This window comes from Micromonospora echinospora (assembly GCF_014203425.1).
GTDB classification, from domain to species: domain Bacteria; phylum Actinomycetota; class Actinomycetes; order Mycobacteriales; family Micromonosporaceae; genus Micromonospora; species Micromonospora echinospora_A.
In genome coordinates, this window is the sequence record NZ_JACHJC010000001.1 from 1,321,168 (window position 1) to 1,344,931 (window position 23,764).

Genomic DNA, 23,764 nt, shown 5'->3' on the forward strand with positions numbered 1-23,764 from the left:
CCGCCGGGCCGTACCCTCGGCAACCGTGACCGACGACCAGCTCGACGTGGGAGTGGGGCCGTGGCCCGGTGACCCGCCGGACGACCCGCGCTACGACCCGGAGCTGCTCGTCGCCGGTGACCGGCGCAACGTGGTGGACCGGTACCGTTACTGGCGGCGCGAGGCGGTAGTGGCCGATCTGGACCGCCGCCGCCACGACTTCCACGTGGCGATCGAGAACTGGCAGCACGACTTCAACATCGGCACCGTGGTCCGCAACGCCAACGCCTTCCTCGCCGCCGAGGTGCACATCGTCGGGCGGCGGCGGTGGAACCGCCGGGGCGCCATGGTGACCGACCGCTACCAGCACGTCCGGCACCACCCGACGATCGAGGAGTTCGTCGCCTGGGCGCGGCACGAGAGCCTGCCGGTGGTCGGGATCGACAACCTGCCCGGCTCGCGGCCGATGGAGACCGCGGCGCTGCCGCGCCGCTGCGTGCTCCTCTTCGGCCAGGAGGGGCCCGGCCTGTCCCCGGTGGCCCGGTCGGCCTGCGACGCGCTCTTCTCGATCGCCCAGTACGGCTCGACCCGGTCCATCAACGCGGGCGTGGCCAGCGGCATCGCCATGCACGCCTGGATCCGGTCGTACGCCGGGCCGCCGCCGGACTGACGCCGCGGTTCCACCACCGGACGGAAATCCCACGCCGGTCGGCCCGGCCCGCTTGACGCCTCGCCGCGCGAGGGCGACGGTGAGGGTGTGACTGTCGCGGTGAGTTGTCCGAGATGCGCCGGGCCGGTGCGCGCGCCGGACCTGATGCACGCCGAGCACCGGTGCCTGCGCTGCGGCCCGGTCGCGCCGCTGCACGTGCCCGAGCGCATCAACGACGAGATCATGGCCAGCGTGGTGGAGCGGATGGCCGCCGACCCCGACCCGACCGGCCGGCTACGGATGCCGCTGTGGTGTCCGTGGCCGCTCCCACCGGGTTGGACGCTCACCGGTGTGGCCTGGGCGGGCGACGAGCGCGCGGGAGTCCGGGCCACCCTGGTCGCCTGCGCCGGACCGGCCCCGCTGGACGGTGGACCGGCCGACCTGATCTTCCTCGCCGAGGAACCCGGCGTCGGTCTCGGTTCCCGCTTCGCGGGACTGCCCGGCCCCGATCCCGGTCCGCAGGTGGAGGAGGCGCTGACCGATCCCGGCCCTGGTCATCCCGAGCGGCTGCCGCACGCGAAGATCCGGGTGGGCGGCCATCCGACTCCACTGTGGCTCGTACGCTCCGAAACGGATCGAAGCGCGTACGCCGGCGAGGCTCGGGGAATGTGGCTCCATGCGATAGCCTGGCCGGCGAGTGCGGGTCACCTCCTCGCGGAAGAAGTCGTGTTGCACGACCTCACCGAGTGGACACCGCCCGACCTCGTGTACGGCGCACCGTCTCCGTACCTGCACGGGCGGGCCTGACCGGGCCTGCGCGGGCAAGTCGGAGAGCGGACGCAGATATTCACGGTAAGACACCATGCTGATACTCTGGGTGCCGCTGCGGTAAACGGACCCGGCTCCGCGCGAGAGGATGGCCCGCTATGGTCAAGAAGGTCCTCACCTGGGCCGGCATCGCATTCTTGATCTTCTTCGTTGCGTACCGGCCAAACTCCGCCGCCGACGTCTTCAAGTCTCTCGGTGGCGGCATCATGGACATCGCGCAGGGCTTCGGCGACTTCTTCACCAACCTCGTCGCCTAGCCGCCCATGGGAAGCCCCTCCGGTCCACCCTTCGACCCGGACGACCCCGACCGGGCACGCCGGGAGCGCGACACCGAGCCGATCCCGCGGATCGACCCGGACGATCCTCCCAGCGCCTACGGCCCCGGCCCCTACGGCGGTGACCCGGACGACGCCGGCTACGGCGGCGCCTACGCCGGCGAGGGGCGATCGAGCCGCGCGTGGGCGCGTGACCCGGAGGGCTTCCCGGAGCAGCCCATCTCCGAGGAGGAGTTGGCCGGGTTGCGGGCCGACGCCACCGGCATGGCACCGCGCCGGGTGCTGCCGCTGGAGGACGAGCCCAGCTCACTCGTCGCGCGCTACCTCTTCCCCACCGAGCGCTACCGGGGCGAGTGGAAGCGGCACTGGATCCATCTGACCACCCCGATCATCGTCGGCGTCGCGGCCACGTTCGTGCTCGGCTACCTCTCCGGCTTCCTCGCCGGGCGGAACGTCGGCGCGCTGACCACCGTCGCCGTGCTGCTCTGGTTCGGCGTGATGGGCTGGGTGGCCTGGCGGGTCGCCGACTGGTGGTACGACCGGTTCATCCTCACCAACAAACGGGTGATGGTGGTCGCCGGCATCATCACCCGGCAGGTCGCGATGATGCCGCTCACCCGGGTCACCGACATGAAGTACGAGCAGAGCCCGACCGGCCGCGCCCTCAACTACGGCACGTTCGTGCTGGAGTCCGCCGGCCAGGAACAGGCGCTCCGGGTGATCAAGAACCTGCCCAACCCGAACGAGCTCTACCTGCGTGTGGTCGAGGAGATGTACGAGCCGCAGGCGGTCGAGGCGCGGCTGGGCAAGGAGGCCGACGAGGCGAAGGCCGACGACGGAGCCTGAAAGTTTTCGTCCGAACATCGGATGAACTGCACACCTTCCGCCATCGACCTGACCGGCCGGGCCGTGGCATTCTGCCAGGCAGGACGGGGGGAGACGAGCGTGGTGAGCAGGGATCCGCTGGAGGAGGAGTTCCGCGAATTCGTCGCGGCCCGGTCCGGCGCGCTGCTGCGCACCGCCTACCTGCTCGCCGGTGACTGGGCCACCGCCGAGGACCTGCTCCAGACCGCGCTGACCAAGACCTACCTCGCCTGGAAGCGGCTCGGCGGGATCGACGCCATCGAGCCGTACGCCCGCCGGGTCCTGGTCAACACGTCCACCAGCTGGTGGCGTCGCCGCTGGCACGGCGAGCGCCCCACCGAGGTGCTGCCGGAGCACGCCGGTGTCGACGAGATCGAGCAGCAACTCGACCGGGACGCGCTCTGGCGGCACCTGCAGGCGCTGCCCGCCCGGCAGCGGGCCGTGCTGGTGCTGCGCTTCTACGAGGACATGTCCGAGGCGCAGACCGCCGCGCTGCTGGAGATCTCTCCGGGCACGGTCAAGAGCCAGACCTCGCGGGCGCTCAACACGCTGCGCCGCCGCCTGGGCTCCGAGGCGGCCCTGAGCCTGCCCGGGCCCGCGTCGCCGCCGCCCGCCCCGGCCGGCCGGTCCGTGCCGCCCGCGCGCGGAAACGGGCAGTCCGTGCCCCGCACCCCGGCGCGACAGCCCGCCCCCCGCGTGCCGCGACCGGTCCCACCGCCGGCGGCCCCGGTCCGCCCCGCCGTTCCGATCCCGGCGGAGAGCCGATGACCGGCATCCGGCGCAACGGTGACAACCGGACGGGTGGCCCGGAGCGTCCATTGGCCGTGAGCGACGACGAGCTGGAACGCGCGCTGCGGGAGACGCTGACCCGCCGCGTCGCCACGTCCCGGCCGCTGCCCGTCGACCCGGCCGGAGCGGTCCTGCGCCGGGCGCGGCGCACGGGTCGGCGGCGTACGCTCACCGGCCTGGCCCTGGCCGGGGTCGCCACCGTGTTCGTCACCACCGGCGTCGCCCACTTCAGCGCCGCGGGCGGCGACGGCGGCACCCCCACCGTCGTGCTCGGCGACCCGCCCGGGTTCTCCCCGTCCCCGCTGGCCTCGGGGCCCTCGATCACCCGCTTCGGGCCGGTCCGCGCCGAACTCGACCTGCTCGTCGGCGACCGGCTGGACACCAGCGGCGGCGAACGGCGGCAGCTGACCGGGGTCAGCGGCGTCGAACGGGCGCAGCGCGTCCACGACCGGGAAGGCTGGCTGATGACCTCGGCGGCCACCGCCGCCGGTCGTACCCTCTGGTGGGTCCCGGCCAACGGCACCGCGCCGCAGGTCATGCTCGCCGCCGCGGACGCGGTCGCGGTCTCCCCGGACGGGCGGCAGGTCGCCTGGCGGGACGGCCCCGAGGTGATCGCCGCCGGGGTGGTCGCCGGTCAGCTCATCGCGCCGGTCCGGACCCCCGCGCCCGACGGCGCAGTGCCGGTCGGCTTCGCCGGCGACGCCGTGCTGATCCAGCAGCCCGACGAGGGCGGAGTGAGCGTCTGGGAACGCGCGCTCGGTGGGCGGCCGGCGCCCGCGAACCCGGACGTACGCGCCGTCTACGGCACCCGGCCCGACGGCCGTCTGGTCGGCCTGGTCACCGCCGACCGGCCCGGGCAGCACTGCCTGGCCCTGCTCGACCCGGCCCGCGACCTCGCGCCGGTGCGTACCGGCTGCGGCCTGAAGCTGGCCGCCGACGGACTCGGCGGAGTCTCCGCCGACGGCCGGTGGCTGCTCGCAAACGGCAACGCCCGCTCCGCGCTGCTTGTCGACCTGGCCGACCCGGGCGCCTCCCCGGCCGCCCACCCGGCCGGCCCGGTGCTGGCCGGCGAGGTGGCCTGGACCCACGCGGGCGTGGCGCTGCACGTGGACGCGACCGGCGGGCTGGTCCGGGTCAAGCCGGAGCGGGTGCTGGCCGGGGACCGGCCCACGGCGTCGCCTGTCGAAGGGCTGGCGCCGGGGGATCGGCCGGTGGTGGTGGCCGACGTCCCCGCCACGCCGGAAGGCGCGTAGCGTCGGGCGGGTGAGCGCTCCGGCCCGCATCGACCTGCACACCCACTCCACCGCCAGCGACGGCACGCTCGATCCGGCCGAACTGGTCCGGGCCGCCGCCCACGCCGGGCTCGACGTGGTGGCGCTCACCGACCACGACACCACGGCCGGCTGGTCACCGGCGGTCGCCGCCCTGCCGCCCGGCCTCACCCTGATCCGCGGCGCGGAGATCTCCTGCCGCTGGTTCGGCGCCGAGCCGGCCATCCCGCTGCACCTGCTCGCGTACCTCTTCGACCCGGACGAGCCGGAACTGGCCGCGGAGCTGGCCCGGGTCCGGCGGGCCCGCGAGGAACGCGGCGAGCGCATCGTGCGGCTGCTCCAGGCCGACGGCATCCAGGTGAGCTGGACGGAGATCCTGGCCGGCGCGGGCGGCGGCACCGTGGGCCGCCCGCACATCGCGCAGGCGCTGATCCGGGCCGGTCTGGTCGCCACCACGAGCGAGGCGTTCGGGCCGGACTGGCTCGGCGAGCGGTACCGGCTGCCCAAGGACGACATCGAGGTGTTCCGCGCGGTGGCGCTGGTGCGGGCGGCCGGGGGCGTGCCCGTCTTCGCCCACCCGAAGGCCAGCCGGCGCGGCCGGATCGTGCCGGACGAGCTGATCGCGGACCTGGCGGCGGCCGGCCTGGCCGGCCTGGAGGCCGACCACGAGGACCACGACGCGGCCGAGCGGGAGCACGTCCGCCGGCTCGCCGCCGAGCTGGGGCTGCTGGTGACCGGCTCGTCCGACTTCCACGGCACGCACAAGACCGTCCGGCTCGGCGCGCACACCACCGGACCCGAGGCGTACGAGCGGATCGTCGCGCTGGCCCGCGGGGTGACCCCTGTCGCTTCGAGCTGAAGCGTTCCGGCGGCACGGCTACCGTGTCCGCGTGGATCTCAAGCTCTTCGGCGAGGTCTTCGTGACCCTGCTGGTGATCGTCGACCCGCCCGGAATGATGCCCATCTTCCTCGCGCTCACCGGGCCGTTGACGGCGCGCGACCGGAACCGGGCCGCCTGGCAGGCAGTGGCGCTGGCGCTCGGGGTCATCGTGATCTTCGCGGTGGCGGGGCAGACGATCCTGGCGTACCTGCACGTCGACCTGCCCGCACTCCAGGCCGCCGGCGGCCTGCTGCTGATCCTGGTCGCGCTGGAACTGCTGACCGGCAAGTCGGACGACCCGAGCCAGCAGGTCACCTCCAACATCGCGCTGGTGCCGCTCGGCACCCCGCTGCTGGCCGGGCCGGGCGCCATCGTGGCCACCATGCTCTTCGTCCAGCAGGCCGGCGGTGGGGTCGACTACCTGGCCATCGGGCTCGCCATCGTCGCGGTGATGGTGACCGTCTGGGTGGTGCTGCGCTTCTCCGGCGGGATCGTCAAGGTGCTGCGCCCCGGCGGCATCGAGGTGCTGACCCGCATCGCCGGCCTGCTGCTCGCCGCCATCGCCGTGCAGCTCATCGCCGACGCGATCGCCGCGTTCGTGACCCAGTACCTCAACAACGCCTGAGCGCTTCGTCCGCTGTCGTACCGGGGTGGCAGGATCTCAGGGGTGCGACGACCGTCAGCGGCCGGCTCCACCGGCTCCCGGGCCCCCCGACCCCGCGCCGAGCAGGCCGAGCAGCTCGGCTTCGAGGGCATGCCGGAACGCCTGTTCGTCTGCACCCCCAGCAAACTCGGCGCGTACGCCGACTGCCCCCGCCGCTACCGCTACGCCTACGTGGACCGGCCCGCGCCGCCCAAGGGCCCGCCGTGGGCGCACAACTCGCTCGGCGCCAGCGTCCACACCGCGCTGAAGAACTGGTACGCGCTGGCCCCCGACCGGCGCCGCCCCGAGATGCTCGGCACGCTGCTCAAGGGCACCTGGGTCCGTGAGGGCTACCGCGACGACGAGCAGGAGCGCGACGCGTTCCGGCGGGCGCTGACCTGGCTGGAGAGCTACGTTGCGGGCCTCGACCCGACCGACGAGCCGGTCGGCGTGGAACGGGTCGTCGCGGTGAAGACAGCTGTGCTCGCGTTCAACGGCCGCACCGACCGGATCGACTCGCGCCCCGGCCCGGACGGGCGGCCCGAGCTGGTCATCGTCGACTACAAGACCGGCCGCACCGGCCTCGACACCGACGACGCGCGCGGCTCGCAGGCGCTCGCGCTCTACGCGTACGCGGCCGAGCGGGTGTTCCGCAAGCCGTGCCGCCGGGTCGAGCTGCACCACCTGCCCACCGGCACCGTCGCCGCGCACGAGCACACGCCGGAGTCCCTGCACCGGCAGCTCACCCGCGCCGAGGACACCGCCCGCGACATCATGGCCGCCGAACGCGCGGTCGCCGACGGCACCGACCCGGACGCGGCGTTCCCCACCGAGCCGGGGCCGCGGTGCGGCTGGTGCGACTACCGGCGTACCTGCCCGACCGGCGCGCAGATCCCCGGCAAGGAGCCCTGGTCCGCAGTCGAGCGGTTCGCCGACCCGGACTGAGCGCCGCGCGCCGTCAGGCCGCGGCCAGGCGGGCGGCGCGTTCCTTGGCCGCCTGCTGCAACGGACCCTCCCGGTACCGCCGGGGCACAGCGGCCAGCGCCAGCCGCAGCGCCCGCGCGCTCAGGTCCGCCGACAGGGCGGTGGTCGGCAGGCCCAGCCCGCCGTAGAGCCGCAACGCCCAGGGCGGCAGCATCCCCAGCGCGGTGGCGGCGATCCCCAGGTACGCCCAGCGCGGCGGCCCCAGGTTCAGGCCGACCCGCGCCGGCAGGCTGAGCTTCCACGGGATCGGCGGCGCGGTCAGGAACAGCGCGGTCTCGGCCGCCTCCCGGGTCATCCGCAACTGCGGGCGTACGTCCCGGTAGTAGTCCGCCACCTCCGCGGCGGTGCCCGGCACGTCGTCCGGGTCCAGCCCCACCAGGCCCGCCGACCGGCGCTGCTCGGTGTAGTACCCGTCCACCTCGTCGTCGGTGAGCGCCAGCCCGGCCCGCCGGGCGGTGCTCACGAACGACTCGACCTCGGTGACGTGCACCCAGCGCAGCAGCTCCGGCTCGTCGACGCGGAACTCATCGCCGGTGAACGGGTCGGTGGCGCGCATCCGGGCGTGCCGCGCACGCACCCGTCGCCCGGCCGCCTCCGCCTCGGCCGTGGTGCCGTAGATCGTCGTCCCCACGTAGGTCGCCGTGCGGACCAGCCGGCCCCAGGCGTCCGAGCGGTAGTTGCTGTTCTGCGCGACGCCGGCCATCGCGCGCGGATGCAGCGCCTGGAGATAGAGCGAGCGCAGGCCGGCCACGATCAGGATCGGCTCCTCGTGCACCTTCCACGTGACCGAGCCCGGACCGAACAGGCCGAGGTCGTCAGTGTCCACCGATCAAGAGTGCCACGCCGGGCGCGGACGCCTCCCGGTCGCCGGGCGGACGGCCCTGTCAGTCGTCGGCGGAGCGGCGCGACTGACAGGCCGGGCAGAGACCCCAGAAGGTCACCTCGGCCTCGTCCAGCTCGAAGCCGTGCCCCACGCTGGGGTCGAGGCAGGGCGCGCTGCCCACCGCGCAGTCCACGTCGGCGATCTCGCCGCAGCCCCGGCACACCACGTGGTGGTGGTTGTCGCCGACCCGGGCCTCGTACCGCGCGGGACTGCCGGCCGGCTCGATCCGGCGGGACAGCCCGGCCCGCGACAGCGCGCCGAGCACGTCGTAGACGGCCTGGGTGGAAACGGAGTCGATCCGCTGGCGGACCCGGCGGGTGATCTCGTCGACCTCCAGGTGGCCGCCGGCGGAGAGCACGTCCAGCACGGCGAGACGCGGTCGTGTGACCCGTAGGCCCCTCGACCGGAGCAGTTCCTCACCCGTGGACATGAATCCATGACAGCACGCAGGTGACAGGCCGACAAGCGAGCGTCCCGGCGGGTGTCCCGGGCCACAGGTGAACCGGCGGGGCCGCTCCTGCGTGTGTCGAGGTACACAGCCTCGCGACGTACGCTGAGCGCGCCTTACCACCCACTCGCCGGAGGTGTCGGTGTTCAGGGAATTCAACGGTCTACCGCTCCACGTGCTCGTCATCCACGCGGTGGTGGTGCTCGTGCCGCTGCTGGCGCTGTTCGCCATCGCGTACGGGGTGCTGCCCCGCTGGCGGCACCGGCTGGATTGGGCGGTCGCCGCGCTCGCCGTGATCACCCCGGCGGCCGCCTGGGTCGCCACGGAGTCCGGCGAGGAGTTGGAGGGGATCCTGCGTGCGAAGGGCTACCCGCCGGACCGGCTCCAGCAGATCAGTGAGCACGCGTCGTACGGGGACACGCTGTTCTGGTACGCGCTCGGGCTCGGCGCCGCGGCGCTGCTGCTGGTGCTGTCGACGAGCCGCTTCGTCGCGGGCCGGAACCTGCCCCGCTGGCTGCCGATCCTGCTCACCGTCGCGGTGGCGGTGCTGGCGGGCTTCGCGCTCGTGTACGTCTACCTGACCGGTGACAGCGGCGCCAAGATGGTGTGGGACGGCATCGTCTGACGGGTGCCGCACGGCGTTGTTTGACAGGCGCCGCTCAGAACAGCAGCCGTGAGCAGAGCAGGCAGGTGAGCAGCACCAGCACCACGGCGACGACCGCCCCGACGCCGTAGGTGAGCCGCTGCGCGCGCTGCTCCGCCTGATCCATCGCGGCCATGTCCTGCGGCGGAAGCTGGCGGGGCGGCGCCGGCTGGACGTGCACCGGCGGCCGCCAGCCTGGAGGCGGAGGCGTGCTCGGCGGCGGGCCGGCGTAGCCACCGGCAGCCGGGTCACCGGCGTACCGGCTCGGCCACGGCCCGCCCGCGACCGTCCAGCCGCCGGCCGCCTCCGGCTTCGCCCACGGGCTCTCGGTGGCCGCCTCGCGCGACCACGGGCTGTTCGGCCCGGCTGCCCCTGAGGCGTCGGCGGCGGTGGTGACGTTCGCCCCGGCCGCGCCGGTTCCGGTCGGCTGGCTCCCGGCTTCGCCGGTGCCGAGCGCGTCCCGCCCGCCGAGGTCGGCCGGGTGGCTCACGGGTTCGAAGTCGGCGGGGTGGCCGACGGGTCCGGGGTCGGCGGGGTGGCTCACGGGTTCGGGGCCGACCACGGGTTCGGGGTCAGCCGGGCGGCCCACGGGTTCGGGGTCAGCCGGGCGGCCCAGGCGTCCGGGATCGGCGGGGTCGCCCACAGGCCCGAGGTCGGCCTGACCGGAGCCCGTCCCGCCTGGGCGGGACGCCCCGGCGTCGTTCTCCTCGCCCGTGGCCTGTTGCTCCGGGCGTCGCCAGGTCTCGTCGTCGGGGCTGCCACCGCTCGGCGTCGTCACGCCGTCCGACGCTACCAACGCCCCGGCCGATCGGCCGCCCGACACCGGCACCTCGGCGCTTGCCTCTTGCGCGGCGGGCTCCGGCCCGCTGCCGGACCCGACGGGATCGAGTGGCCCGTCCGCGCCCGGGCCGCCCAGGATCACGGCTCCGTCTCTGCGGGGGCCGATCAGAATCACGGCTCCGTCCGCGCCGGGCCGTCCAGGATCACGGCTCCGTCTCTGCCCGGGCCGTTCAGGACACGCCCTGTCCGCGCCGGGCCGATCAGGATTACGCCCCGTCCGTGCCGGGCCGTTCAGGATCATGTTCTCTCCGTGCCGGGCTGTTCCCGATCACGGCCCCCGTCCGTGCCGGATGTCGCGGGATCGAGGTGGCCGCCGGCCCGGCGGTATCGTTGCTGCTCGTGACCGACCCCGGCATCCGGACACCGCGCGGCGACGACGACCGCGTGGTCGACCTCAGCGAAGACTTCGTGGTGCTGCCCGAACAGACCACCGACGACACCGACCGCGGCTGGGGCGAGCGCCCCGGCGGCAGGGACGACTGGCTGCTCGCCGAGCGCCCGCCGCACTGGGACTGACCGCCAGGCCCCGCGTCACCCGCGTACGACCACGGCGAAGCGGCTGCCCTCCGGCAACCCGACCGCCCGTCGCGCCTGCTCCGGCGGCAGGGCCAGGTAGAGCGCCGAAGACCCGTCGACCGCGCCGCTGGCGCCGACCACGTCGAGCACCAGTGCGCGCGGCGCCAGCAGCGTGGGATCGGTCGACCCGCCGGCCGGCACCACCAGGAGATCGACCCGGGCACCTGGACGCAGCACCGCGAGGGCGGCTGGCTCGGCCAGCCGGATCGGCACACCGACCGCACCGGCCGGCAACGCGCGTGGCCCGCCGGGCGGCGTACCGGCCGGTGCCGTCGAGGCTGCCGGTGGCGCGCCGGGTTGGCAGGACGGAGGTGTCTGGAGCACCGCCGCGGCCAGTCCCAGCAGCACCGCGACGAGTGTCACCCGCAGGAGCGTTCGGCGCTGCGGCAACCCGCGCCAGCGGACCGGACGCAACGTCGCCTCGCCACCCGCCACCGCTGCCTCCCACCGTCGGTCAATCATCCGACCCGCAGGTTAGGACCGGGCCACAGTCGCCCGCCGCCCCACCGCTCGCCCCTGTGGATAACCCGCCGCCCTGTGCACAACCGCAGTCCGGGCAGGGCCCGGCGTCACCACTTCGGGGAGGTGGTCGCATCCGGTGCGGCCGGGGCCGTCAGTTCGGGGAAGTGGTGCTTTCCGGGCGGGCTGATGCAGCCATTTCGCCGAGCTGGTGAGCAAGGCGGGCTGGTGCAGCCGCCCCGCCGAGGTGGTGAGCAACGCGGGGGTGACTCAGCAACCTCGCCGAGGTGACGAGCAACTGCGGCGGGCCGGTCTGCCACACGAAACGTGGCCGCCCCGGAGTCGGGACGGCCACGTACAGCGCGAAGCGTTGGTCAGGAAGAGCTGGACGCCGCCGGCGCCTTGCCCGCCGTCGACCCGGAACCCGAACCAGAGCTGGAGCCAGAACCGGAACCGGAACCGGACGACGACCCCGAAGAGGACGACGAGGACGAATCAGACGACCCTGAAGAGGACGACGGGGACGACTCGGACTTGGCCGGCTTGCTCGCGGCGCCGGTGCCGTTCTCGGACCCGGACGTACGGGAGTCCGTGCGGTAGAAGCCGGAGCCCTTGAACACGATGCCCACCGAGTTGAAGAGCTTTCGCAGCCGCCCCTCACACGCCGGGCACTCGGTCAGCGGGTCGTCCGAGAAGGACTGCACCGCCTCGAGCTGGTGGCCGCACGCGGTGCAGGCGTACTGGTACGTGGGCACGTTCTCCTCCGGATCTTGGCACGGCCTGTTGGCACTCGTGGTCTTCGAGTGCCAATGGTGCGTCATCACCCCCGGGTTCGTCCAGCGGAAGCGCCCGGGCCCACACCCGGGACGGCCACCAGCCCGTCCGCCGGAGTGATCACACAGTGCACCGGGCGGTCGTGTGACTGGGCGGGGACCGCCTCGACCAGTTCGCCGTCGTGCAGGAGAGCCACAGTCGGCACTGTGGCGGGCACCCGCGCCAGCGCCCGGTCGTACGAGCCGCCGCCGCGGCCCAGTCGAATGCCCCGGCGGTCCACGGCGACGGCCGGCACCACGACCAGTCCCGCTCCGGCCACGGCGGCACGTCCCCGGGGCGGCGCGGTCGGCTCGCGCATGCCCCGGCCGGCGGCGCGCAGCGACTCCCGCCCGGTGTAGGGGGCCCAGTCCAGGTCCATGTCGTCGCAGAGCACCGGCAGCAGCAGCTCGGCGTCGGGCGGCAGCGCGGCCCGCAGCACGTCCGGCAGGTCGTCCCCGCCGGGCTCGGAGGCGACCGGCACGTACGCGCTCATCCGGGCCGGTCGCAGCCGGCGTACCAGGGTCACCAGCTCGGCCTGGACGGCGGCTGCCGCCACCGCGCGGTCGGGCGCGGACAGCGACCGGCGGGCGGCGAGTAGCGCGACGCGCATCTTCTGCTTCGCATCGTGCGCTTCATCCGAAAATTCCGGCACGCAACACTCCTGACGCAACGCTTGCCTAATGGTCGCTCTGTGTCAGCATCGCACCAAGGGGCGCGGAACTTCCGGGGGGAAGCTTGACGCTACGCGGGCGGTTGACGGCAGCCTTCCTCGCGGTGGTGCTCGGCCCCGTCCTGCTCGGCGCGCTCTTCGTCGGAGCCGCGCTGAGCGCCGTGGACCGCAGCCGCGCCACCGAGCGACTGGGCCTGGCCGCGGCCGGTGTGCGTACCTCGATCGACGCGCTCTGCCAGCAACTGCGCGCGGCGGCCGATGCGGTCGCGCTCGTGGGTGACCCGGCCGCCCGGTCGCGTGCGGCCGACCAGGTGGTCGGCCGAGGGCTGGCCGCCGCCGTGCTGATCGCCGACGCCGCCGGCCGCACCACCTATGTCACAGCGGGCGGCCCGGCCGGGCGCTGGCAGGACTGCGCCGGCGCCCCCGCCACCGGAGTGGGCGCGCTCTCCGCCCAGGTGCGGCTGCGCGACCCGGCCGGCACGGACCTCGGCGCCGTCGCCGCCGCCCAGCCCGTCGACCGGGCCTTCGTGGCGCGGCTCGCCGCCGTCACGGGCGTCGCGGTCACCCTCGTCGACGCCCCCGGGCAGATCACCCACACGACCGAGGACCAGGCGGTACGCGCAGCGGTGCTGGCCGCCGCCGGCAAGGCGCACGGGAACGGGGTGGCCGGGACGGGCGACGGCCGGTATGTGCGCCGGGTGGGCCCGATGCCCGGTCAACCGCTGCCGCTGGTGCTCTCGATTGCCGGTGAGCGCCCGCCCGGCCTGTACGGTGCGCTGATCGCGGCGGTGGCGCTGGCCGCCCTGCTGGCCGTGCTGACCGCCTGGCGGCTCGCCCGGGTGACCACCCGGCCGCTGGGCGAGCTGGCCGGGGCGGTGGACCGGGTGGCGCGGGGCGACCTGAGCGCCCGGGTGCCGGTGCGCAGCCGGGACGAGATCGGGCGGCTGGCCGGCGCGTTCAACCGGATGGCCCGGGAGACCGGCAGTTACGTGGCGGCGCTGACCAGCAGCCGGGACCAGCTCCGCAACCATCTGGCCGTGCTCGGCGACACGCTCGCCAGTACGCACGACCTGCAACGCATCCTCCGGGTGATCCTGGACAGCGCGATCGCCGCCACCGGCGCCCGGGCCGGCGCGGTGCTGCTTGTCGACGCCGAGGGCGTGCTCGTCGGCCGGTGCGTCGAAGGGCTGGCCGGACGCCGGCCCACAGGCGATCCGGCCGACCCGGCGACGCTGCGGGTGCCGGTCGGCGCCGGGGTGCTCGGCGCGGTCGCCGCCACCGGCGAGCCGCTGCGCGGCCGGTGGACCCCGCCTGAGACCCCGACCGGGGAGCCGTCCTGCGAGACGTACGTGGCGGTGCCGTTCGCCACGCCCGGCGGCGCCGAGTCGCGCGGCCCGGACCGTCCCGGCCACCCGCCCGCCGACGGCGAACCGCCCGGCTCGGCCTGCGCGGCGCTCGGCGTGCTCGTGCTCTACGACCGGCTCGGCGGGCCCGAGTTCCACGACGACGACGTGGTGACGCTGCGGACGTTCGCCGGGCACGCGGCGGTCGCGGTGGAGAACGTCCGGGTGCACGAGGAGGCGCAGCGGCTCTCCCTCACCGACCCGCTGACCGGGTTGTGGAACTACCGCTACCTGCGCGAGTCGATCCGCCGGGAGGTGGAGCGGGCGAACCGGTTCGGCCGGATGCTCAGCGTGCTCGCGCTCGACCTGGACCGGTTCAAGCGCGTCAACGACACCTGGGGGCACGCCGCCGGGGACGCGGTGCTCGTCGAGTTCGCCCGCCGGGTACGCGGCGTGATCCGCGAGGTGGACCTGGCGTTCCGGCAGGGCGGCGAGGAGTTCGTGGTGCTGCTGCCGGAGACCGACGCGCGGGGCGCCACGATCGTCGCCGAGCGGCTCGGCGCGGTCGTACGGGACCAGCCGGTGACGGTCGAGGGGAACGCAGACGAACCGGTACGTGTGCCGGTGACCGTCTCCATCGGCATCGCCGTCTACCCGGACCACGCCGCCGACGGCCAGCAGGTGCTCGACGCCGCCGACGACGCGCTGTACGCGGCGAAGGCCGCGGGACGCGACGGCTACCGGCTGGCCCCGGCGCCCGATCCGGTTCCCACCCAGGAGATCCCGGTGGTGGCCGCCACCGTCAGCCCGCCGGACGGGCTGCCCCGGGCGGGCACGGCGGACGCGCCGGGCACCGTCCAGGGCGGCGCGTCTTCCGGTCCTCACCCGCCGCGGCAGAGCCGTGGCCGATAGTCTCGCGACATGTCGGAGCACTCAGCGAACCCCTCAGCGGCCCCCGGTCGCTCCCGCGCGGTCAAGGCCGTGATCCCGGCCGCCGGCCTGGCCACCCGGTTCCTGCCGGCCACCAAGGCGGTTCCCAAGGAACTGCTGCCGGTCGTCGACCGGCCGGTTCTGCAGTACATCGTCGAGGAGGCCGCGCAGGCCGGCATCGACGACATCCTGCTGATCACCGGTCGCGGCAAGACCTCGATGGTGGACCACTTCGACCGCCGGTCCGACCTGGAGGAACGGCTCGCCAAGAAGCCCGAGCTGCTGGCCGAGGTCAAGCGCACCGAGGAGCTGGCCGCGATCTACACGGTCCGCCAGCCGGAGCAGCTCGGCCTCGGTCACGCCGTCGGGTACGCCGAGTCGCACGTCGGCGACGCGCCCTTCGCGGTGCTGCTCGGCGACGAGTTCGTCAAGCCCTCCGAGCCGCTGCTGCCGGCCATGCTGGAGCTCCAGGCCCGCACCGGCGGCGTGGTGCTCGCCTTCTTCGAGGTCGACCCGGCCGAGACCAGCCGCTACGGCATCGCGTCGGTCGAGCCCGCCGAGTCGGAGTACGCCGACATCGCCGAGGTCGTCAAGGTCACCGGCATGGTGGAGAAGCCCAGCCCGGAGGACGCGCCCAGCAACCTGGCGGTCCTCGGCCGGTACGTGCTCCCGGGGAAGATCTTCGACGCGATCCGGCGTACCGACCCGGGCAGCGGCGGCGAGATCCAGCTGACCGACGCGATGGAGTTGCTGCGTACCGAGGGGGTGCCGGTGCACGCGATCGTCTACCGGGGCACCCGCTACGACACCGGCATGCCGCTGGGCTACCTGCAGACCGTGGTGCAGATCGCGGCCGAGCGGGAGGACCTGGGCGCCGAGTTCCGCAAGTGGCTGGCCGAGTTCGTCAACAACGGCGACGAGACGGTCACCGCGGCGATCCTCAACGGCGTGCGTGACGCGTCCGGCGGTGCCGATACATGACCGCGACGGCCGACGCCGAGGCGGCCGCGAACGAGTTGACGCCGCTCGCCGACTACCTGGGCAGTGTGCTGCGCAGGTTACGCGCGCTGCCTCCACTCGACCTCGACCTGACCCAGGCGTACGGCAACGTGCTCGCCGAGGACGTGGTCGCCCCGCACTCGTACCCCGCCTTCGACCAGGCGGCGGTGGACGGGTACGCCGCGCGCTGGGAGGACATCTCCGGTGGGAGTCGGGGGCCGGGCTACGTCCCGGCCCCCTCCGGTATGCCCGGTGGCCGCAGCATCCGCCTCAACGTCGTCGGTGACCTGGGCGCGGCGAGCTGGCGGCCGGTGCGGCTCACCCCCGGCTCGTGCTTCTCGGTCGCGGCGGGCGCGCCGCTGCCGATCGGGGCCGACGTGGTCGTCCCGGTGGAGTGGACCGACCAGGGCATGGCCGCCGTCGAGATCTTCCGCGCACCCAAACGGGGGTACGGCCTGCGCCGCGCCGGGGAGGAACTGGTCGCCGGGACGCTGCTCGCCCGCGCCGGCGCGTACGTCTCACCGGCGCTCGTAGCGGTGTTCGCCGCCACCGGCATCGGGCACGTCGTGGTACGCCCCAGTCCGCGCGTGGTCATCGTGGCCACCGGCGACGAACTGGTCGACGTGGGCCGGGGCAGCCAGGCCGGGCAGGTGGTGGACACCAACTCGCACGCGCTCACCGCGGCGGCGGCCGAGGCGGGCGGGCTCGCGTACCGGGTGGGGATCTGCGACGACGACCCGGAGGCGCTGCGCGGCCTGCTGGAGGACCAGACGCTGCGGGCCGACCTGATCATCACCACCGGCGGCACCGGCACCGGCCCGGGTGACATGGTCCGCCGCATCCTGTCCCGCCGCGACGGCGGCCGGGCCGGACCGGTCACGTTCACAGAGGTGGCCCTTTATCCGGGAACGGCTCTCGGGTTCGGTACGGTCGGTGCCGAGGAGGTGCCGGTGGTGTGTCTTCCCGGCGAGCCCGGCGCGGCGCTCATCGGCTTCGAGGTGCTTGCCCGGCCGGCCATCCAGCTGCTGGCCGGCGCCGAGCCGGTGTTCCGGCCGAGCGTCCGCGCGCACCTGCTGGAGACCGTCTCGTCGCCGGCCGGGCTGCGCGAGTTCCGGCCCGCGCACGTCGCCGAGCGGCGCGGCGGCGGGTACACGGTGCAGCCGCTCGCCGGTGGCCCGTACACGCTGTCCGGCCTGGCCGAGGCGAACGGCCTGCTGGTGCTCGGCGAGCGGGTGAACACCGCCGCCGCGGGGTCCACGGTCGACGTGCTCCTGCTGGACCGGCGCCGGTGAGCGCGGGGAGTGATCTCGGAAGCCGCGCCGTCGCGAACGGAAGGTCGGCTCGGTGAGGTTCTGGCGGGCTCCGGGATGGCCGGCGGTGCTTGTGGACGGCCCGGTGGTGCTGCGGCCGTACCGGCGTTCGGACGCCGGCGCCTGGTCGGAGATCCGGCGCGCGAACCGCGAGTGGCTGGCGCCGTGGGAGTCGCACGTGCCGGGCGGCTGGTACGAGACCAACTCGCCCGCGGCGTTCCGGCTGGTCCACGCCGACCAGCGCAAGTCCGCGCGCAGCGGTGAGGGCATGCCGTTCGCGGTGTGCCTGCGGGAGGACGGCCGGGAGCGGCTGGTCGGTCACGTCAACATCGGCAGCATCGTGCGGCGGGCGTTCTGTTCCGGGTACGTGGGCTACTGGGTGGACTCCCGGGTGGCCGGCCGGGGCGTGATCCCGACCGCTGTCGCGCTCGCCGTGGACCACGCCTTCGGGCCCGGCGGGCTGCACCGGATCGAGGTGAACATCCGGCCGGAGAACATGCCGTCCCGCCGGGTGGTGGAGAAGCTCGGCTTCCGCGAGGAGGCCTATCACGTGCGCTACATGCACATCGACGGCGCGTGGCGCGACCACATCGGATACGCGATGACCGGCGAGGAAGTAGTGGCCGAGGGCGGCTTGCTGGCGCGGTGGCACCGCGTACGTGACAACCGCCGCTGACGTGCTCGCCCGGCGCGGCGCACTGTGAACTGGGTCGACGGCCCGTAACCTCAAGTAACTGCAAGCTATGGCAAGCGCTGCCCGCCCGCACGAAGTGCGCCGTAAACGACGGTCGACGGAACAAGTTGCGGCGGGTGGCGCTCGCCAGAGAACTTTGGTGACGGGAGGGGTGAGGGTGCCCACGTCGGTGCTCCTCGCCGTCCTCGCCGCCGCCGGTCTGCTCGCCCTCGCTCCGGCGCTGGTCCGCCGGTACGACGCCACCGAGCGGCTGGTGGCGGAGCGGGCGCAGTCGACGGCGCGGGTGCTCCAGCGCCAGCGTCGACGGCGCACCGTGCCCGGGCGGCGACCGCTGCACCCGCCACGCTCCCTCGTGGTGACCCTCAGTGAAGACTCCGATACGGGTAGTCTCGCCCGCCCGGTCTCCGCGCCACCGCTGCGCCGCCGTTCCGGTCGGCTCCGGCCTGTCTCCGCCGTCCCGGCACAGTCCCGCCGACGGAACCCGCCCCGGCGGCGGCACACCCCGGCGATCTACCGTCGGCGCCGGGTGCTCGCCGCGCTGCTGCTGCTCAACCTGGTGGAACTGGGCGGCGTGGTGCTCGTCGGACCCGGGTTCTGGATCAGCGTCTCGGTCACCGGCGCGCTGCTCGTGGCGTACGTCGTACACCTGCGGCAGCGCGCCCTGGCCGAGCGTCGGCGGCGGCGCGCGGACGCCCGGGAGGCGGCCTGGCTGGCCGCCCGCCAGGCCGAGGTGCGCCGCGAGCAGGCCCGGCGCGCGGCGGCCCGCCGGGAGGCGCAGCGCCGGCTGGCCGCCCAGCGCGAGGCGGTCCGGCGTACGGCAATGGGGCTGGATCGTCCCGCGGACCTGCCGCCCGCGGCCAGCGGTGGCTCGGTGTCCTACCGGCGGGCGGGCGGCCTGCGCGGACGCCCCTACCAGTCCGGCCGAGGCGCCTGACGCCCTCGCGCGGCGTGGCCCTCGACCGCGCATGATCGCCCAGCGGGTGGAACGCCATGGGTGTCTCCGGCCCTCCATGACACCCATGACGTTCCACTCACGCGGTTCGCGTCGCCCGCGGCGGGCGATCTTGGAAGAATTGGGCCCTTCCGGGGGCCGCTTTCTTCCAAGATCTACGGGTGCGGTGGGGCGGTTCGCGCCGTGGGGGCGCGACCTGTTAGCCTTGTCGCCGGCCCACCCGGTGAAAGCTGGGTGGGACCGACGCCGGTTCGCCGGCGGAGGGGCTGTGGCGCAGACCGGTAGCGCACCTCGTTCGCATCGAGGGGGTCAGGGGTTCAAATCCCCTCAGCTCCACCCAGTTCAAAGGCCGTTTCCCGTGGTGGGAGACGGCCTTTTCGAACGCGTCCGCGTCAGTCGAACAGCCGGTCGAGCGCTTCCTGTTCGAGGTCGCGCCAGCGCTCGGCGTCCTTCAGCGCCTTGGCGATCTCCTTCTCGTTGAGGTGATGGGCGCCCTCCTCGCGGATGCACGCGACGCTGAACGGCCCGCCGACCGACGGCGAGGTCCGCTCCAGCGCCTCAAGCACCCGAACCACGCCCACCACGCCGTACTCGACGGGGCGTGTGGTCATCCGGAAGTGGGACAGCAGCGCGCCGGCCTGCTGGGCCATCGGCGCGCCGGAGCCGATGGCGTGGAAGCCCACGTCCTCGTAGCGGCCGATGAGCCCGTTGGGGTTGATCTCCACGATCCACGGCCCGCCCTGGCTGTAGCCGGCCGCGAGCAGGTACGCCGACACCCCGCCGCCGGCGCCCTCGCCGGGCACGTCCGGGATGTAGTTCTCGTAGTGCTTCTTGAAGACGGGCAGGACGCGCTCCTGCAACTCGTCGCCGATGTCCGGCGCTTCGAGGATGGCGGTAGCCGATTCCTGGAGAAGAGGGCGCAGGTCGTTGAGCACTCCCCGCGCGCCGCTGCCGCCCCAGGCGGCGCAGTCGCCCAGCGGATGCAGCTTCTGGGCGGGGAAGCTCAGACCACGGCCGCTCTCGGTGATCTGGGAGTCCGCGCCGATCACCACCCCGTCGTCGCAGACAACGGCGAGTACGACGGTCATGAGGTCCTCCTGTGCAGGGGTGCGGGGTTGGGCGCGAGGTACCCGGCATCCCGCCCGCCTACACCCCGGCGGGTGTCGGCCCGCTCACTACCCGGACCAGAATCCCCTTACATGACGGTGGCGGCGGTGAGGAAGAACGTGACCGCGTACGTGAACCGGCCCGCCTCGACCGCCTCGTCGAACTGCTCTTCGAACGCGCGAGCCTCGGCGGGGTCGAGTACGCCGCGCTGAGCCGCCGTGTCAGCCCAACTGCGCAGGCCGAGAACGTTGTCGGCGGCGCTCGGGTCCCGAACCAGCAGCGTTCGGGGCTCGACGGTGACGTCGGCCAGGCCGAGCGTGGCGAGAATCCCGGCGTGCTGGTGAGCCAGGGTGCCGTTGCGGAGCATGACGTCGGCCCGGAACCTCAGCACGCGCCGGGCAAGATCCTGGTCGGCGATGTCGAGCACCTGCGTGTCGTAGTCGGGGTCCGCGAGAACGATCCGGCCACCCGGGCGGACGACTCTGGCGAGTTCCCTGATCGCGGCGTGCGGATCGGCGAGGTGCTGCACGGTGCGGTCGGCCCAGGCGCCGTCGATCGAGTCGTCGAGGAACGGCAGCTGATGCGCGTCGGCGACGGCGCACTGGGTCAAGTCACGGGCTCGCATGGCCAGAGCCATGGTCAGGGAACGATCCACCGTCAGCACGGTGACGTCGTGATCGTTCCTCAGGCGGACCGCGCTCGCCCCGGTGCCCGCACCGACGTCGAGGTAGCGCCGGCCGGGCGAGGGGCGGAGCAACTCGCGTACCCGCTGCTGGTATGCCTGGTAGAAGGGCTCGCCGGTCAGGCGGTCGAGCACGCCCACCCACGATTTCGGGTCCGGCTGCCGGTCGACATCCGTGAATCCGTGCACGATCTGGAGCCTATTGCGCTGCTGTCGGTTGATCCCGCAGCGCCGACGCGTGTCAGCGGGGCCGCTTGTCCTCGACGTGTACGACGGTCAGCTCATGGCCGTCTCGATTGCGCTTGTGGCGCCCGTACAGACCCACCGCAAGGTCGCTGTCGTCCGAGACCTCGTCCGGGCCGACGTAGGTCAACACGTCGTTGTGATGGCCGTAGACCGCCCAGCCGGGGCCGGGATCGAGCGTGACGGTACCGAAGTCCGCAGAAGGTGAGCCGACGTGGACGGGGCCGTACTCGCGCAGGATCTCGACGGCCTGTGCGGCGAGGTCGACGCCCGGCGCGGGGTCCGGTAGGACGACGCACGTGCCGTGCGCGAACACGACCCAGGACTTGCCGTCCCCCAGGATGATGCGGCGCCAGATGTCGGCCAGGTTGTCATTGGACATGAAGCTGATCATTGCCGAGGCCGTGCGCCGTCGCTACCCGCGAACCGTCCCGCCACCGAACCACCTGGTCAGCGCCTCCTCCAGCGTCCGCTGACCGTCACCCACCCAGGCCACGTGCCCGTCCGGCCGCAGCAACGCCGCAGGCAGGTCCACCCCGGCAATATCGGCGACATGTCCGACCCGGTCGGCCCAGCCGTCCACCGACAGCCTCCCGGTCCCGTCCAGCAACAACCCGCCGCCGGTACGCATCAGCTCGTACAGGCGTCCCTGCGGCAGCGGTACGTCGCGCAGCCGCCGCCCGAGCAGAGGATGACCCTCGCCGACGTCGTACCTGACGCTGATCGCCGTGATCTTCTCGATCAGGAAGCGGTTGACCTCGTCGAAGTCCATGAGCTGCGTCAGCACCTGCCGTACCGCCTGCGGTCCGGGCTCGTTCGTGGTCAGCAGCATCTGCGCGCGCGTGTTCGTCAGCACGTCGGCGGCCACCGGGCGCCGCTCGGACTCGTAGGTGTCCAGCAGATCGTCCGGCGCCCACCCGTTCACCTCCGCCGCCAGCTTCCAGCCCAGGTTGAACGCGTCCTGGATGCCCAGGTTGAGCCCTTGCCCGCCCAGTGGTGGGTGGACGTGCGCGGCGTCGCCGGCCAGGAACACCCGCCCGACCCGGTAACGCTCGGCCAGGCGGGTCGCGTCGCCGAAGCGCGACAGCCAGCGCGGGGAGTGCACGCCGAAGTCGGTGCCGGCGTACGCGGTCAGTTGCCGTTTGAAGTCGTCCAGCGTCGGCGGCGCCGATGTGACGTCGGCCGCCGGCACGACCACCCGGAACACGCCCGGCGTGCCCGACGGCCCGAGCCCGAACCGCTTCTCGGTGCGGCGTACCTCGGTCATGATCGTGGTGATCTCGTCCGGGGAGGCGGTCACCTCCATCTCGCCCAGCAGCGTGTCGACAGTCGACGGCTCGCCGGGGAACCCGACGCCGAGCAGCTTCCGGACGGTGCTGCGCCCGCCGTCGCAGCCGACGACGAACCGCGCCCGCAGCGCCTCCGAGGTCTCGTCGTCGAGGCGGACGGTCACGCCGTCGTCGTCCTGGTCCAGCCCGGTCACCGCACGACCGCGCCGGATCTCGGCCCCGACCTCTGCCGCGTGCTCGGCGAGCAGCCGGTCGGTGAGCGTCTGCGGGATGCCGAGCACGTACGGGTGGGCGGTGTCCAGATCGGCGGGGGCGGGCTTGTCGATGCCGGCGAAGAACCCCCGGATCGGGTGCTTGCCGCCGTTGTCGAGGAACCGCTCCAGCAGCCCCCGCTGGTCCATCACCTCGATGCTGCGGACGTGCAGCCCGAGCGACCGCACGTACGGCGGCGGCTCGGGGTCCCGCTCCAGCACGAGCACGCCGACGCCCTGGAGGCGCAACTCGCTCGCCAGCATCATGCCGGTCGGCCCGCCGCCGACCACGATCACGTCGAACACACTTTCCCCCGTGCCGAGTGTCAGGCGACCGTCCCCTTGGGCGGCACGAACCGACCATAGCCATCGTGCCGGAACACCCGGGCCCCGAAGGGCAGGCACGCGGGCAACTCCTTCAGACCGCCCGGCGTCCGCCGCGCCCGGCGAGTTTCGCCATGACGCCTCTGCAACCCGGCGGGAGACGGCGGCAATCCGGTCAGCCGCGGCGGAACGTCCGGCGGTAGGTGTCCGGCGGCACGCCCACGGTGCGGTGGAAGTGCCGGCGCAGCGTCGTCGCCGTACCCATGCCTGATGCCTCCGCGACGGCGTCGATGCTGTCGTCGGTGTTCTCCAGCAGTTCCTGCGCCCGCCGGATGCGCTGCATCGCCAGCCACTGCGACGGCGTGGCGCCGGTCGCGGCGGTGAAGTGGCGGACCAGGTTGCGGGTGCTCATGTTGGCCTGGCGGGCCAGGTCCGCGACTGTGAGCGGGCGGTCCAGCCGCGCCATCGCCCAGGGCAGCAGCGCGGCGAGCGGGTGGTCCTCGCGGGCCGGGACCGGGGTGGTGACGTACTGGGCCTGGCCGCCCGCGCGGTGCGGCGGCACGACCAGGCGGCGGGCGACCGCGTTGGCGACTGTGGAGCCGTGGTCGCGGCGGATCAGGTGCAGGCACAGGTCGATGGCGGCGGCCTTGCCGGCGGAGGCGAGCACGGTGCCGTTGTCGACGTAGAGCACGTCCGGGTCGACGTGTACGCGGGGGTAGCGGGCGGCGAGCGCCTCGGTGTGCGCCCAGTGGGTGGTGGCGCGCAGCCCGTCGAGGATGCCGGCGGCGGCGAACACGAACGCGCCGGTGCAGAAGGAAACCATCCGGGCGCCTGCCTCGTGGGCGGCGCGGACCGCGTCGACCAGGTCGGACGGCGGCTCGGCGTCGGTGTCCTCGATCGCCGGGACGATCACGGTGTCGGCGCGGGCCAGGTGGTCCAGTCCGTGGTCGGGCGTCATCGCGAACCGGCCGATGCCGACCGGGCCGGGGCCGCAGACCACCAGGTCGTACCAGGGGTCGGCCAGTCCGGTCGGGTCGCGGACGAAGATCTCGCAGGCCGCTGCCAGCTCGAAGTGCAGCATCCCGTCGGTGGCGGCGAGCGCGATGGTGGCCATGTCCGAAACTGTACGGGCATTGGCGTTTGCGA

At 73.8% G+C, this 23,764-nt stretch carries 27 protein-coding genes, 1 tRNA gene and 1 pseudogene; 18 read left to right on the forward strand and 11 right to left on the reverse strand.

Annotated features, from left to right (window positions below; all coding sequences use genetic code 11):
- Positions 1 to 25: 25 nt before the first annotated feature.
- The 9 genes from FHU28_RS06395 to FHU28_RS06435 all read left to right on the forward strand — a co-directional run bounded on the left by FHU28_RS06395 (position 26) and on the right by FHU28_RS06435 (position 7,123).
- Positions 26 to 649, forward strand: coding sequence for a TrmH family RNA methyltransferase (locus FHU28_RS06395; RefSeq protein WP_184681797.1), 624 nt, complete (start codon positions 26 to 28; stop codon positions 647 to 649).
- A 99-nt stretch (positions 650 to 748) separates the two neighbouring features.
- Positions 749 to 1,435, forward strand: a complete 687-nt coding sequence (locus tag FHU28_RS06400) for a DUF6758 family protein (RefSeq protein ID WP_311773533.1) — start codon at positions 749 to 751, stop codon at positions 1,433 to 1,435.
- A gap of 119 nt (positions 1,436 to 1,554) precedes the next feature.
- Complete coding sequence (locus FHU28_RS06405; RefSeq protein ID WP_013283898.1) at positions 1,555 to 1,713, forward strand: hypothetical protein; 159 nt, start codon at positions 1,555 to 1,557, stop codon at positions 1,711 to 1,713.
- Between the two features lie 6 nt (positions 1,714 to 1,719).
- Positions 1,720 to 2,577 carry a PH domain-containing protein gene (locus FHU28_RS06410; RefSeq protein ID WP_184681806.1) on the forward strand — a complete coding sequence of 286 codons (858 nt, stop codon included), beginning with the start codon at positions 1,720 to 1,722 and terminating at the stop codon, positions 2,575 to 2,577.
- 99 nt (positions 2,578 to 2,676) lie between these two features.
- Entirely contained in the window at positions 2,677 to 3,363 is a 687-nt protein-coding gene (locus FHU28_RS06415) for a SigE family RNA polymerase sigma factor (protein ID WP_184681809.1), read from the forward strand.
- The gene (locus tag FHU28_RS06420) at positions 3,360 to 4,637 is read left to right on the forward strand and encodes a TolB-like translocation protein (protein WP_184681811.1); all 1,278 of its coding nucleotides are present in this window, start codon (positions 3,360 to 3,362) and stop codon (positions 4,635 to 4,637) included. Before FHU28_RS06415 ends, FHU28_RS06420 begins: the two co-directional genes overlap by 4 nt.
- A gap of 10 nt (positions 4,638 to 4,647) precedes the next feature.
- Positions 4,648 to 5,514: a PHP domain-containing protein gene (locus FHU28_RS06425; protein ID WP_184681813.1), complete on the forward strand. Its 867-nt coding sequence runs from the start codon at positions 4,648 to 4,650 to the stop codon at positions 5,512 to 5,514.
- Between the two features lie 31 nt (positions 5,515 to 5,545).
- Positions 5,546 to 6,160: a MarC family protein gene (locus FHU28_RS06430; RefSeq protein WP_064447588.1), complete on the forward strand. Its 615-nt coding sequence runs from the start codon at positions 5,546 to 5,548 to the stop codon at positions 6,158 to 6,160.
- A gap of 129 nt (positions 6,161 to 6,289) precedes the next feature.
- Entirely contained in the window at positions 6,290 to 7,123 is an 834-nt protein-coding gene (locus FHU28_RS06435; RefSeq protein WP_221453626.1) for a RecB family exonuclease, read from the forward strand.
- Between the two features lie 13 nt (positions 7,124 to 7,136).
- Here FHU28_RS06435 and FHU28_RS06440 read toward each other — a convergent pair whose 3' ends face one another.
- Together FHU28_RS06440 and FHU28_RS06445 are read right to left on the reverse strand one after the other, a co-directional pair.
- Positions 7,137 to 7,988: an oxygenase MpaB family protein gene (locus FHU28_RS06440; protein ID WP_184681820.1), complete on the reverse strand. Its 852-nt coding sequence runs from the start codon at positions 7,986 to 7,988 to the stop codon at positions 7,137 to 7,139.
- 58 nt (positions 7,989 to 8,046) lie between these two features.
- On the reverse strand, positions 8,047 to 8,475 hold the full coding sequence (locus FHU28_RS06445; protein WP_184681823.1) for a Fur family transcriptional regulator: 429 nt from the start codon (positions 8,473 to 8,475) through the stop codon (positions 8,047 to 8,049).
- A 160-nt stretch (positions 8,476 to 8,635) separates the two neighbouring features.
- On the opposite strand from FHU28_RS06445, the gene FHU28_RS06450 reads away from it, so the two are divergent.
- Positions 8,636 to 9,118, forward strand: a complete 483-nt coding sequence (locus tag FHU28_RS06450; RefSeq protein ID WP_073827026.1) for a DUF2231 domain-containing protein — start codon at positions 8,636 to 8,638, stop codon at positions 9,116 to 9,118.
- 34 nt (positions 9,119 to 9,152) lie between these two features.
- On the opposite strand, the gene FHU28_RS33230 is transcribed toward FHU28_RS06450, so the two are convergent.
- Complete coding sequence (locus tag FHU28_RS33230) at positions 9,153 to 9,914, reverse strand: hypothetical protein (RefSeq protein ID WP_376700657.1); 762 nt, start codon at positions 9,912 to 9,914, stop codon at positions 9,153 to 9,155.
- A gap of 395 nt (positions 9,915 to 10,309) precedes the next feature.
- Here FHU28_RS33230 and FHU28_RS06460 point away from each other — a divergent pair, with 395 nt between their 5' ends.
- A complete protein-coding gene (locus FHU28_RS06460) occupies positions 10,310 to 10,492 on the forward strand; it encodes a hypothetical protein (RefSeq protein WP_184689297.1) in 183 nt (60 codons plus the stop codon).
- 15 nt (positions 10,493 to 10,507) lie between these two features.
- Here FHU28_RS06460 and FHU28_RS06465 read toward each other — a convergent pair whose 3' ends face one another.
- Entirely contained in the window at positions 10,508 to 11,014 is a 507-nt protein-coding gene (locus FHU28_RS06465; protein WP_221453127.1) for a flagellar biosynthesis protein FlgA, read from the reverse strand.
- A gap of 324 nt (positions 11,015 to 11,338) precedes the next feature.
- On the opposite strand from FHU28_RS06465, the gene FHU28_RS33020 reads away from it, so the two are divergent.
- Positions 11,339 to 11,611, forward strand: coding sequence for a hypothetical protein (locus FHU28_RS33020; protein ID WP_311773716.1), 273 nt, complete (start codon positions 11,339 to 11,341; stop codon positions 11,609 to 11,611).
- Positions 11,612 to 11,625: 14 nt separating this feature from the next.
- Here FHU28_RS33020 and FHU28_RS33025 read toward each other — a convergent pair.
- Together FHU28_RS33025 and FHU28_RS06475 are read right to left on the reverse strand one after the other, a co-directional pair.
- A pseudogene (locus FHU28_RS33025) lies at positions 11,626 to 11,832 on the reverse strand (FmdB family zinc ribbon protein); the annotation flags it as partial.
- Positions 11,832 to 12,476 (reverse strand): 5-formyltetrahydrofolate cyclo-ligase, encoded by a 645-nt coding sequence (locus FHU28_RS06475; RefSeq protein WP_376700658.1) that lies wholly within the window; start codon positions 12,474 to 12,476, stop codon positions 11,832 to 11,834. The pseudogene FHU28_RS33025 and the gene FHU28_RS06475, both read right to left, overlap by 1 nt.
- An 83-nt stretch (positions 12,477 to 12,559) precedes the next feature.
- On the opposite strand from FHU28_RS06475, the gene FHU28_RS06480 reads away from it, so the two are divergent.
- The 6 genes from FHU28_RS06480 to FHU28_RS06505 all read left to right on the forward strand — a co-directional run bounded on the left by FHU28_RS06480 (position 12,560) and on the right by FHU28_RS06505 (position 19,058).
- Positions 12,560 to 14,749: a GGDEF domain-containing protein gene (locus tag FHU28_RS06480; protein WP_184681845.1), complete on the forward strand. Its 2,190-nt coding sequence runs from the start codon at positions 12,560 to 12,562 to the stop codon at positions 14,747 to 14,749.
- A 9-nt stretch (positions 14,750 to 14,758) separates the two neighbouring features.
- Entirely contained in the window at positions 14,759 to 15,748 is a 990-nt protein-coding gene (locus FHU28_RS06485) for a UTP--glucose-1-phosphate uridylyltransferase (protein WP_184681847.1), read from the forward strand.
- Positions 15,745 to 17,058, forward strand: a complete 1,314-nt coding sequence (locus FHU28_RS06490) for a molybdopterin molybdotransferase MoeA (protein ID WP_184681850.1) — start codon at positions 15,745 to 15,747, stop codon at positions 17,056 to 17,058. Before FHU28_RS06485 ends, FHU28_RS06490 begins: the two co-directional genes overlap by 4 nt.
- A 52-nt stretch (positions 17,059 to 17,110) precedes the next feature.
- Positions 17,111 to 17,752 (forward strand): GNAT family N-acetyltransferase, encoded by a 642-nt coding sequence (locus FHU28_RS06495; protein ID WP_030501124.1) that lies wholly within the window; start codon positions 17,111 to 17,113, stop codon positions 17,750 to 17,752.
- A 169-nt stretch (positions 17,753 to 17,921) separates the two neighbouring features.
- On the forward strand, positions 17,922 to 18,704 hold the full coding sequence (sepX, locus tag FHU28_RS06500) for a divisome protein SepX/GlpR (protein WP_184681852.1): 783 nt from the start codon (positions 17,922 to 17,924) through the stop codon (positions 18,702 to 18,704).
- A 280-nt stretch (positions 18,705 to 18,984) separates the two neighbouring features.
- Positions 18,985 to 19,058: transfer RNA gene (locus FHU28_RS06505), tRNA-Ala, on the forward strand.
- A 56-nt stretch (positions 19,059 to 19,114) separates the two neighbouring features.
- Here the strand turns inward: FHU28_RS06505 and FHU28_RS06510 are convergent.
- From FHU28_RS06510 to FHU28_RS06530, 5 genes are all read right to left on the reverse strand, one after another.
- Positions 19,115 to 19,810, reverse strand: a complete 696-nt coding sequence (locus tag FHU28_RS06510; protein ID WP_184681854.1) for a proteasome protein — start codon at positions 19,808 to 19,810, stop codon at positions 19,115 to 19,117.
- Between the two features lie 107 nt (positions 19,811 to 19,917).
- Positions 19,918 to 20,700, reverse strand: coding sequence for a methyltransferase domain-containing protein (locus tag FHU28_RS06515; RefSeq protein WP_184681855.1), 783 nt, complete (start codon positions 20,698 to 20,700; stop codon positions 19,918 to 19,920).
- A gap of 52 nt (positions 20,701 to 20,752) precedes the next feature.
- Positions 20,753 to 21,148: a hypothetical protein gene (locus FHU28_RS06520; protein ID WP_184681858.1), complete on the reverse strand. Its 396-nt coding sequence runs from the start codon at positions 21,146 to 21,148 to the stop codon at positions 20,753 to 20,755.
- 21 nt (positions 21,149 to 21,169) lie between these two features.
- Entirely contained in the window at positions 21,170 to 22,600 is a 1,431-nt protein-coding gene (rox, locus tag FHU28_RS06525; protein WP_184681860.1) for a rifampin monooxygenase, read from the reverse strand.
- 193 nt (positions 22,601 to 22,793) lie between these two features.
- Positions 22,794 to 23,732, reverse strand: a complete 939-nt coding sequence (locus FHU28_RS06530) for a helix-turn-helix domain-containing protein (protein WP_184681862.1) — start codon at positions 23,730 to 23,732, stop codon at positions 22,794 to 22,796.
- Positions 23,733 to 23,764 lie beyond the last annotated feature (32 nt).